The 10,149-nt window shown below is 66.8% G+C and carries 8 protein-coding genes; 4 read left to right on the top strand and 4 right to left on the bottom strand.

Annotation, left to right across the window (positions count from 1 at the left end; genetic code table 11):
* Window positions 1-629 precede the first annotated feature (629 nt).
* Window positions 630-1,964 carry an MFS transporter gene (locus NLR35_RS30160; protein WP_257170179.1) on the bottom strand — a complete coding sequence of 445 codons (1,335 nt, stop codon included), beginning with the start codon at window positions 1,962-1,964 and terminating at the stop codon, window positions 630-632.
* Window positions 1,965-2,494: 530 nt separating this feature from the next.
* Between NLR35_RS30160 and NLR35_RS30155 the strand changes: the two genes are divergently transcribed.
* The 3 genes from NLR35_RS30155 (at window position 2,495) to NLR35_RS30145 (ending at window position 4,504) form a co-directional block, all read left to right on the top strand.
* Entirely contained in the window at window positions 2,495-3,520 is a 1,026-nt protein-coding gene (locus tag NLR35_RS30155; RefSeq protein WP_257170178.1) for a histone deacetylase family protein, read from the top strand.
* A gap of 24 nt (window positions 3,521-3,544) precedes the next feature.
* Window positions 3,545-3,940: a hypothetical protein gene (locus NLR35_RS30150; protein ID WP_257170177.1), complete on the top strand. Its 396-nt coding sequence runs from the start codon at window positions 3,545-3,547 to the stop codon at window positions 3,938-3,940.
* A 261-nt stretch (window positions 3,941-4,201) separates the two neighbouring features.
* On the top strand, window positions 4,202-4,504 hold the full coding sequence (locus tag NLR35_RS30145) for a hypothetical protein (RefSeq protein WP_257170176.1): 303 nt from the start codon (window positions 4,202-4,204) through the stop codon (window positions 4,502-4,504).
* A gap of 29 nt (window positions 4,505-4,533) precedes the next feature.
* On the opposite strand, the gene ppsA is transcribed toward NLR35_RS30145, so the two are convergent.
* On the bottom strand, window positions 4,534-6,969 hold the full coding sequence (ppsA, locus tag NLR35_RS30140; RefSeq protein WP_257170175.1) for a phosphoenolpyruvate synthase: 2,436 nt from the start codon (window positions 6,967-6,969) through the stop codon (window positions 4,534-4,536).
* Between the two features lie 105 nt (window positions 6,970-7,074).
* Between ppsA and NLR35_RS30135 the strand changes: the two genes are divergently transcribed.
* Entirely contained in the window at window positions 7,075-8,265 is a 1,191-nt protein-coding gene (locus NLR35_RS30135; protein ID WP_257170174.1) for an SbmA/BacA-like family transporter, read from the top strand.
* Here the strand turns inward: NLR35_RS30135 and NLR35_RS30130 are convergent.
* Both NLR35_RS30130 and glk read right to left on the bottom strand, forming a co-directional pair.
* Window positions 8,225-9,163, bottom strand: coding sequence for a 1-phosphofructokinase family hexose kinase (locus NLR35_RS30130; RefSeq protein WP_257170173.1), 939 nt, complete (start codon window positions 9,161-9,163; stop codon window positions 8,225-8,227). The genes NLR35_RS30135 and NLR35_RS30130 overlap by 41 nt on opposite strands.
* Window positions 9,164-9,166: 3 nt before the next feature.
* Complete coding sequence (gene glk, locus NLR35_RS30125) at window positions 9,167-10,147, bottom strand: glucokinase (protein WP_257170172.1); 981 nt, start codon at window positions 10,145-10,147, stop codon at window positions 9,167-9,169.
* Between the last annotated feature and the right edge of the window lie 2 nt (window positions 10,148-10,149).

Raw genomic sequence — 10,149 nt, 5'->3', positions numbered from 1 at the left:
CGCCGGCATTCCCTGCGCGGTGGTCTTCACGCTTATACGCAGTCTCCCTGGTGCCCGGCTTGTTGGCCACCATTCGCGACGACGCGCTCTCGCGCATCGCGCGGGACACCAGCTTCGGGGTGTCAGGACGCTGCGACTTCACGTCCGCAACAGATCGTTCGTCCGCGCCCTCGCGAGAGGGCGCTGCGATCTCTCGCGGCCACCGCATCCCCGCCTCGCGTGTCGTGACGATCGCGCGCTACGCCCCTACTGCGATGAGGCGGGATGCGGGGAGATGATCATGAATTCCGAAAAATAGCAAGAAGATTTTGTTTTGCAGCATCTGCCCCGGCGGCGGCCGGCTCCCCTCCCCTTGCGGGGAGGGGGCGGGGGTGGGGGTCTCCGGGCGCTGAACTCAGTGAGATGCGTCGAACGATACGTCTTCAAGCGCTCACTTGAGATGCTCAGCGAGATCAGTGCGCATCACGCGAAGCGGACTCGTGGACCCCCCACCCCCGACCCCTCCCCGCAAGGGGGAGGGGAGCGCACGGTCTTTGCGGCAGGCTTCGCGGGCCTCATACGAAGCGCAAAAAAAAACGGCGGCCCGAGGCCGCCGTTCGAGTTTGAGACCACGCAAGGGGGCGTGGTGCTCAGGAGGCTCGGAGTTGGACGCGCTGGATGCGGCCGACGATGAAGAGATAGGCGAACGCCGCGACGAGAGCGTTCAGGCCGACGAACACCAGCGCGCCGTTGAAGGAGCCGGTGGCCGACAGGATGTAGCCGATCACGATCGGGGTCGTGATGCTGGAGAGGTTGCCGAAGGTGTTGAACAGGCCGCCGGAGACGCCGCCGGCTTCCTTCGGCGAGGTGTCGGAAACAACAGCCCAGCCGAGCGCGCCGATGCCCTTGCCGAAGAAGGCGAGCGCCATCAGGCCGACCACCAGCGCCTGGCCGTCGACATAGTTGCAGCCGATGATGGCCATCGACAGCAGCATGCCGCCGACGATCGGGATCTTGCGCGCGAGCGTCAGAGATCCGGTCTTGCGCAGGATGGCGTCGGAGATGAAGCCGCCGAGCACGCCGCCGATGAAGCCGCACAGCGCGGGCAAGGTGGCGACGAAGCCCGCCTGCAGGATCGACAGGCCGCGCTCCTTGACGAGATAGACCGGAAACCAGGTCAGGAAGAAGTAGGTCAGCGTGTTGATGCAGTATTGGCCGATATAGACGCCGAGCATCATGCGGTTCGACAGCAGCTGGCCGATATGCGACCAGGTCGGTCCGCCCTGGGCCGTCTTGTCCTTCGCGCCTTCCATGTCGACCAGCGCGCCGCCTTGCTTGATGTAGTCGAGCTCGGCCTCGTTGACGCCGGGGTGCTCCTTCGGCCCGTACATGGTCTTGATCCAGATCAGGCCCATGATGATGCCGAGCGCGCCCATCACGGTGAAGACGTGACGCCAGCCGAATTCATGCGCGATCCAGCCCATCAGCGGCGCGAAGATCACGGTGGCGAAATATTGCCCGGAGTTGAAGAAGGCCGACGCCGTGCCGCGCTCGTTGCTCGGAAACCAGGCGGCGACGATGCGGGCATTGGCCGGGAAGCTCGGCGCCTCGGCGAGGCCGACGAGGAAGCGGAGCGCGAACAGCGCGGTGACGGCAGCCGCGCCGGAGAAGAAGCCGATCCAGCCCTGCAGCATGGTGAAGAGCGACCAGACGACGATGCTGCAGGCATAGACCCAGCGCGAGCCGAAGCGATCGAGCAGCCAGCCGCCCGGCACCTGTGCGAGCACATAGGACCAGCCGAAGGCGGAGAACACGTAGCCCATGGCGACGGGATCGAGATGCAACTCCTTGGAGAGCGAAGGGCCCGCGATCGATAGCGTCGCGCGGTCGGCGTAGTTCACGGTCGTGACCAGGAACAGCATGGTCACGATGAACAGCCGCACGCGCGATCGGCGCAATTCGGCCGTAGTTACGATTGCGCTCATGCGCTCTACCTCTCTTAAACGTTCCTCAAGGATTGTCCTAGATGAGGTGACCGGTCCGGGTCCAAACCGAAGCCTGTATCGATTGATGCAAGTTTTGGATTGATCGTGGGGTGTTCATACCGGCGATGGCGGAGCGTCATTTGATGCCCTGGCTCTGGCCGCTCTGTAACGCATGAGCTGGTCAGGCTTGCACGCTCGGGTTTTGCCGAGGTCTCGACGCATTTTCCCTGATGGCCCCCGCAGCCGGCTGAATGGCGGACGGATCTCTCCCCACATCCACCGTGTCTCACGCGCCGGATCGCCTTGATGCCGGCGAACTCGGTGTCGACATCATGAGTCTCCAGCGCCAAGGGGCACTGCACACCGGACCATGACCACGCCGAGAGGCGTCTTCACGGAGAGGACGCCGCGATCCGTTCCGCCGGCTGGAAGCTGCCTGCGCGGAACGACGGGAATGCAAACCATCTGTGCTTGTCTCGACGGCAGCTCCATGCACAATCATGTTCGCGACCAAACAGGAGTCCCGACGCGTGAAGGCCGTCTACACCGAGCTGCATCGCAGCCACGATCCGCAATTCTATCTCGTGCGCGGAGTCGTGAAGCGGACCACCGAGCAGCCTGAACGGGCTGATCGTCTGCTTGCGGGGGTGAAAGCGGGCAATCACGAGCTGGTGGCGCCGCTGCATTTCGGCCAGGAGGCGCGCGCCCGCGTCCACAGTCCGGAATATCTGACCTTTCTGGAAGAGGCGTGGGAGGCCTGGGCCGCGCTCGGCGATGCCGGCACAGAGATGATCCCGAACATGCACCCCGTGCGCAACGCCGCCACCTATCCGACCCACATCGTCGGACGGCTCGGCTGGCACACGACCGACACCTCGGCGCCGATCGGGCCGGGGACGTGGGAGGGCGCCTGCGCCGCCACCGACGTGGCCGCGACCGCGGCGCAGCTGCTGCTCGACGGCGAGGATGCCGTCTACGCGCTGTGCCGTCCGCCGGGGCATCACGCCTATCGCGATATCGCCTCCGGCTTCTGCTTCATGAACAATTCCGCGATCGCGGCGGCGCATCTGCGCCAGCGCCACGAGCGCGTGGCGATCCTCGATGTCGACGTCCATCACGGCAACGGCACGCAGGGCATCTTCTACGAGCGGCCCGACGTGCTCACGATCTCGATCCACGCCGATCCGACGCACTACTATCCGTTCGTATGGGGCTATGCACATGAGCGAGGCGCGGGCGCGGGGCTCGGCGCCAATCTCAACATTCCCCTGGCCCTGAAGAGCGGCGACGACACCTATCTCAAGGCGTTCGAGACGGCGGCCAAGACCATCCACGCCTTCGCGCCCGGCGCGCTGGTCGTCGCCCTCGGCCTCGACGCGTCCGAGCATGATCCGCTGAAAGGTCTCGCAGTGACGACGCCGGGCTTCCGGCGCATCGGGGCTGCGATCGCGCGGCTCGGTTTGCCCACGGTGTTCGTGCAGGAGGGCGGCTATCTCTCCGACATTCTCGGGCAGAACCTGACGGCCGTGCTGGCGGGCTTCGAAGAAGCGCGGTGACGCGGCCTTGCGGGATGCGGGTCGATGATGATTGCGGCGTGCCTGCGAGGACGGCTTTCAGCACTCGCCATAGGCCAGCTCGGCATCAGCCTGTTGCCTCGCACGGCGTCTGCCTGCTCGCTGGTCGACGTCAAGACATCGATCGCGGATGCCGTTCTTGCCGCGGAAGCCTGGTGGCTCGCGAGCGTGCTCGTGGCAGCCGCCGTCGTCATCGTTGATATCAGGCGCCGGCCTCGCTCGTTGCTGGTCATCACAGCGCCGCTGCTCGCGGCAGGTCATCCCGCATGGTGGGTTCAACCGAGCTACGGGCCGGATTGCGCGTTCGCGAATGTCGAAGCCTCGCAGTTCGTCTTCGCCGCGCTGTGCGCGATGTTCTGCTATCAGTTGGTGCGGGCTTGGCGGTCGAGGGCGGCCTCATGACGGTGTGGCGGCACCAGCGCGGCGTGCAACGATGACGACAGAGTGATTTCATCCCCGCAGGGCTACGGGATCTGATCGCTATCGTGCGTTCGCCCGGAGTTCCACGGGCGACGAAAGTACAGGGTTCTTTAAGCTCCCTGACGACAATGCGCCGCAATCTGCCCTGGGCCGCTTCAACGGAGAACGCGGCCATGCGGAGTCGGCGGCGGTTCACATCCGGTGAATCGGCAGCCGTGCTGCAGGGCATGTCATGGAGCGCCGTTGGCTGACATCATCCCATTCCCGACGGCAGCAGTGCGGATCGCGCGCGCGAAGCGGATCGACCGCGCGCTCGAGATGGCGGTTGCGATCCAGCTCGGGCAGCTCAGGCGGACGCTCGATGCGTGGCGGCAGATCCTCGGCCGGCTCGACGAGCTTGCCAAGGCCGACGGCCATGCCGTTCCAAGCGAGCAGTCGCGTCCGATCCGCCAGCTGATTGCCGAGGCCGAGCGCGCCATCGCCGATGTCTGCGACCGCGACGACGGCGGCGCGCCCACGGACGATCCCCGCCCGCGCAGCCATTGACGACACGCTCCGCGGCGCTGCCCCTCGTCCTAGCTTGCCAGCGCCTGCGGAGTCCGTGCGACCACTTCCTGCTCCGCAGCGCGGACGATCTCCATCGTGCGCACGAGGCTCGCGGGATTGACGCTGATGGAGTCGATGCCGAGCTCGGCGAGATAGCGCGCGACGTCCGGATAGTTGGCCGGCGCCTCGCCGCAGATGCCGACATGGCGGCGGTTGCGATGCGCGCCCTCGATCGCGAGCTTGAGCATCGCAAGCAGCCCGGGATCGCGCTCGTCGAAATCGAATGCGACGATGTCGGAATCGCGGTCGACGCCGAGGGTGAGCTGGGTGAGATCGTTGGAGCCGATTGAGAAGCCGTCGAACTGCTTGGCGAACTCGTCGATCAGGATGACGTTGTTCGGGATCTCGCACATCATGTAGATCTCGAGTCCGTTCTCGCCGCGGACGAGGCCGTGCTCCGCCATCGCCGCGATCACCTTGCGCGCTTCCTCGACGCGGCGGCAGAACGGGATCATGATCTTCAGGTTGGTAAGCCCCATCGCATCGCGCACGCGCTTGAGAGCGGCGCATTCCAGCGCGAAGCCGGCCGCATAGGCCGGATGCGCATAGCGCGAGGCGCCGCGGAAGCCGAGCATCGGGTTCTCTTCTCTCGGCTCGAAATCGGCGCCGCCGATCAGGCTGGCATATTCGTTGGTCTTGAAGTCCGACAGCCTGACGATGACGGGACGCGGATAGAAGGCGGCGGCAATGGTGCCGACGCCTTCCGACAGCCGCTCGACGAAGAAGTCCGCCGGCTTCTTGTAGCGCGCCGTGAGGCGCTTGATCGTCGCGCGGTCCTTGGCCGAATTCACCTTGCTGGGCGCGGCCAGTGCCATCGGATGGATGCCGATCGACTGGTTGATGATGAACTCCATGCGCGCCAGGCCGACGCCGTCGTTCGGCTGCAGCGCGGTCTTGAAGGCGAGCTCGGGATTGCCGAGGTTGACCATGATGTGGGTGTGCGGTTTGTCCAGTCTGTCGATCGCGAGGCGCTCGACCTCGAAGGGCAGGGCGCCCTCATAGACGTGACCGGCATCGCCCTCGGCGCAGCACACCGTGACCGTCGTCCCCGTCCTGGCGCGCTTCGCAAAATCCTCGGTGCCGACCACCGCGGGCACGCCGAGCTCGCGGGCGATGATCGCGGCATGACAGGTCCGGCCGCCATGATCGGTGACGATCGCAGCCGCGGTCTTCATGACCGGCTCCCAGTCCGGACTGGTCGAGGCCGCGACCAGCACCTCGCCGGGCTTGAACGCGCGCAGGTCCTTGGCTGATTTGATCAGGCGGATCTTGCCGGCGGCGATCTTCTCGCCGACGGCGCGTCCTGCGGCGAGCACCTTGCCTGCCTTCTTCAGCACATAGGTCTCGACCGACTCCGGCCGGCGTTGCGAGGCCACGGTCTCGGGCCGCGCCTGGATGATGTAGAGCGCGCCGTCGCGGCCGTCCTTGGCCCATTCGATGTCCATCGGCGTGGGACGCCCGGCCTTCTGCGAGTAGTGCTGTTCGACCGTGATGGTGGCCTGGGCCAGCTCCAGCACATCGGTGTCATCGATGCAGAATTTGGCGCGGTCGGCCGGCGGCGTCGCCTCGATGCGCGTGGTGGCGCCGCGCGCGCCGGCTTTGGCGTAGACCATGCGCTTGCTCTTGGCGCCGAGCCGGCGTGACAGCACGCTGCGGAAGCCGGCCGCGAAGGTCGGCTTGTGGACGTAGAACTCGTCAGGATCGACCGCGCCCTGCACGATGGTCTCGCCGAGCCCATACACGCCGGTGATGAACGCGACGTCGCGAAAGCCGCTTTCGGTGTCGAGCGAGAACATCACGCCGCTGGCGCCGAGATCCGAGCGTACCATCTTCATGACGGCGACCGACAGCGCGACCTTGTCATGCGCAAAACCGTTGTCGATGCGGTAGGAGATCGCGCGATCGGTGTAGAGCGAGGCGAAGCAGCGGCGGCAGGTCTCGAACAGATCCGTCGCACCGCGGATGTTGAGAAAGCTCTCGTGCTGGCCGGCGAAGCTCGCATTCGGCAGGTCCTCCGCCGTGGCCGAGCTGCGCACGGCGACCGCGACACCCCGGCCATATTGCTGCTCGAGCTGCTTATAGGCCTTCGCCACCTCGTGCCGCAGGTCATCGCGATCGGTGGCTTCGAAGACGATGGCGCGCGCTTTCGCAGCGCGTTTGGCAAGATCGGCGATGCGGCGCTTGTCGAGGCCGGCGAGCAGCTTGCGTAGTTCGTCGTCGGCACCCGTGGCGCGCAGCGCATCGCGATAGCTCGCCGCCGTCAGCGCGAAGCCGTTGGGCACGCGCACCCCCTGCGAGGTCAGCGCAGAATACAGCTCGCCGAGCGAGGCCGTCTTGCCGCCGACCTCCGGCACGTCCTCGATCCGAAGATCCTTGAACCAGCGGATGTAACCGGATGCCGTCATGGCCTGTCTCCCGCATCGCAGCGCAGACCATAGTTTGTCGCGTCGCGCGGCAGCCGACTTGCGCAAGATCAAGCGCCAGGCCGTCGGGCCTTCTTAGATGCCCCCATGACAAAAGTTCCCCGGCGAGATCCGTTCGCTGCCGATGAACCCGACGACCTCCGCTCCGCCGGCCTGTCCGAGGACGGCAATGAGGACAGCAATCGCGAATGGTCGCGGTTCTGGCTGACGGCGCGGAATTTCTGGTGCGGATGGCCGGCGTGGCGGGTCTGGCTGCTCTGCGCAATTCTCGTCGGCATCGTCATGCTGCAACTCTATGTGCAGTTCCGCTTCAACACCTGGAACCGCGACTTCTTCAATGCGCTGGAGGGGCGTGACCCCGCGCGGCTGCGCGAGCAGGCCGCCCTGCTCGCGCCGTTGTGTCTCGCGAGCGTGGCTCTGGCGGTCGCCTCCGTCTGGGGCCGAATGGCCATGCAGCGCAATTGGCGCCAATGGCTGGCAGCCAGGGTGATCGACTATTGGATCGAGAACGACCGCTATGCGCGGCTGGCCTTGGTGCAGGGGGATCAGAAGATTCCCGAATACCGCATTGCCGAGGACGTCCGCATCGCCACCGACGCGCCGGTCGACTTCGCCGTCAACGTGATCTCCTCGCTTCTGACGGCAATCATCTTCCTCCAGGTGCTGTGGCAGGTCGGCGGCCCGATCGGCTTCTCCGTCGCCGGCCTTCGGCTGTGGATTCCCGGCTATCTCGTCGTCAGCGTCATCGCCTATTCCGCGCTCGTCACCGGCGCGATGCTGTGGGTCGGCGCGCCGCTCACGCATGTCATCCAGGTCAAGAACCAGGCGGAGTCGGAGCTGATCACGGCGGCGCATCGGCTGCGCGACATCGGCGAGGGCGTGACGCCGAAGGAGGACAGGCGCGGCGTGATCGCCGCGTTGTGGCAGGCGCTCGACCGCACCATCCGGCAATGGCGGCGGCTGTGCTGGCGGCTGATGCGCATGACGCTGGTGTCGCACACCAACTCGCTGGTCGCGCCGATCATCGGCCTCGTGCTGTGCGCGCCGAAATTCCTCGATGGCCAGATGACGCTCGGTGAGCTGACGCAGGCAGCGGCGGCGTTCACGCTGGTGCAGGGCTCGTTCAACTGGCTGGTCGACAATTACGGCCGCGTGGCCGACTGGATGTCGTCGCTGGAGCGGGTCGGCGGTCTGCTGCTGTCGCTCGACGAGCTGAATGGTGATGCCGTCGAAAAGGTCACGCTGTCTGCAGCCGAACGTCAGCCAGCAGACGGCTGATGTCGGCGGGATCGCACAGCGCTGTGCCCGTGCGTAGCAGCGCGGCGGCACCGGCTGCGACCGCAAAGCGGAACGACTCGTCGATGAGCTCGCCGGCGGCGAGCTTGGCGATCAAGGCGCCGAGAAAACTGTCGCCGGCGCCGACGGCGTTGACGGGCACCATCGTCAGCGGCTGCGCGCGTAGCACGCGATCCGACGTCACCAGCAGAGCGCCGAGATGGCCCATGGTGAGCGCGACAATTCGTGCCTTGCCGCTGGTGACCAGCGTTCGCGCCGCGGCTTCCCAGGCCGCCGCATCCGGCAGATCGCCGCCGACGAGATCATGCATCTCGCGCAGCGACGGCTTGATCAGATCGACGCCGCCGGCGACAGCCGCCGCCAGAGCCGGCCCGGAGGTGTCGAGAATGAATTGCGCGCCCCGCGCCCGCGCGATTGCCGAGAGGCGCGCGTAGTAGTCGCTCGGCACGCCCCGCGGCAGGCTGCCGCTGCCGATGACGAAGCGCGGAAACGGATCGAGTGCGCTCACGAGCGCGAGACCGGCCTGCCATTCCGCCTCGCTGAGCGTCGGCCCCGGCAGGATGAAGCGATAAGGCTGGCCGGTGCTGCGCTCCTGCACGAAGAAGTCCTCGCGCGTATCCTCTGATGTCGTCCAGGTGCGGCTGATGACGCCCTCGCTGTCGACCAGCTGCTTCAGCAGCACTCCGGTCGGGCCGCCGACCGGATAGAGCGCCGTCACGTCGCCGCCGAGCCGGGTGATGACGCGCGCGACATTGATGCCGCCGCCGCCGGGATCGCGCCGCTGCGTGGTGCCGCGCAGCTTCGCCACCGGCACGATGGTCTCGACCGTCGTCGAGACGTCGACCGCCGGGTTCGGCGTGATCGTGATGATGTCGCTCATGGATCAGTTCGCGGAGGACCCGCCGCTCGTAGTGATGCCGGACTCGTGGAAGGATTTGAGGCCGAGGAAGCTGATATCAGGCTTGGTGACGAGGTGCACCGGGATCGGGCGCAGGTAGCTGTCGTAGCGGCCCTTGCTCTCGAACTGCCGGCGGAAGTCGGACCTGGCGAACGCGTCGGGAAAGCGCGGCGGGATGCCGCCGGCGATGTAGACGCCGCCGCGGGCGCAGAAGGTCAGCGCCAGATTGCCGGCGACGGCGCCGAGCCAGGCGCAGAACATGTCGAGCGTGGCGCGGCTGGTGGCGCAGCTGCCGTCGAGCGCGGCATGCGTGATCGCCGCCGCATCACGCTTCGGCACGGCGGCGCCGTCGACGGCTGCGATCGCCTGGTAGACGTTCTCGAGCCCCATGCCGGACAGCGCGCGCTCGATCGAGACGTGGCCGAACCGCTCGCGCATCTTGGCGAGCACCTCGGCCTCGCGCGCCGTCGTCGCTGGCAGGGTCGCATGGCCGGCTTCGGTGACCGCGACCGTCGGACGGCCGTCGCCGGGGAGGTAGCAGGCCGCGCCGAATCCGGTGCCCGGGCCGATCACCAGCATCGGCGCGCCCTCCACAGCCGCGGTGCCGCCGAGGGAAAAGAGATCATCCGGATGCAAGGCGGGCAGGGACCAGCCGACGGCCTCGAAATCGTTGAGGAGTTTTGCGGAGCGAAGATTGAACCGCGTCGCCAGCTCGGCGCCGTCGATCACCCAGGTCGAGTTGGTCAGCATGCCGCGGTTGCGCTCGATCGGGCCGGCGATGTCGAGCACGGCCGCGGTCGGCGGGCCGCCGCCGGCGTGGCGCGACAGGAAGTCGGTGATCGCATCGGCGATGGTCGGGAAGTCCGCGACCTTCAGATGCGCGACGTCGCTGATCGTGCCGTCCGTCAGCAGCGCGAACCGCGCATTGGTGCCGCCGATGTCGCCCAGGAGAACGCGCTCGCTCATTC

The sequence above is a fragment of the Bradyrhizobium sp. SRS-191 genome (assembly GCF_024586915.1).
Taxonomy (GTDB): Bacteria; Pseudomonadota; Alphaproteobacteria; order Rhizobiales; family Xanthobacteraceae; genus Bradyrhizobium.
This window is presented reverse-complemented; position numbering and strand designations above follow the sequence as displayed.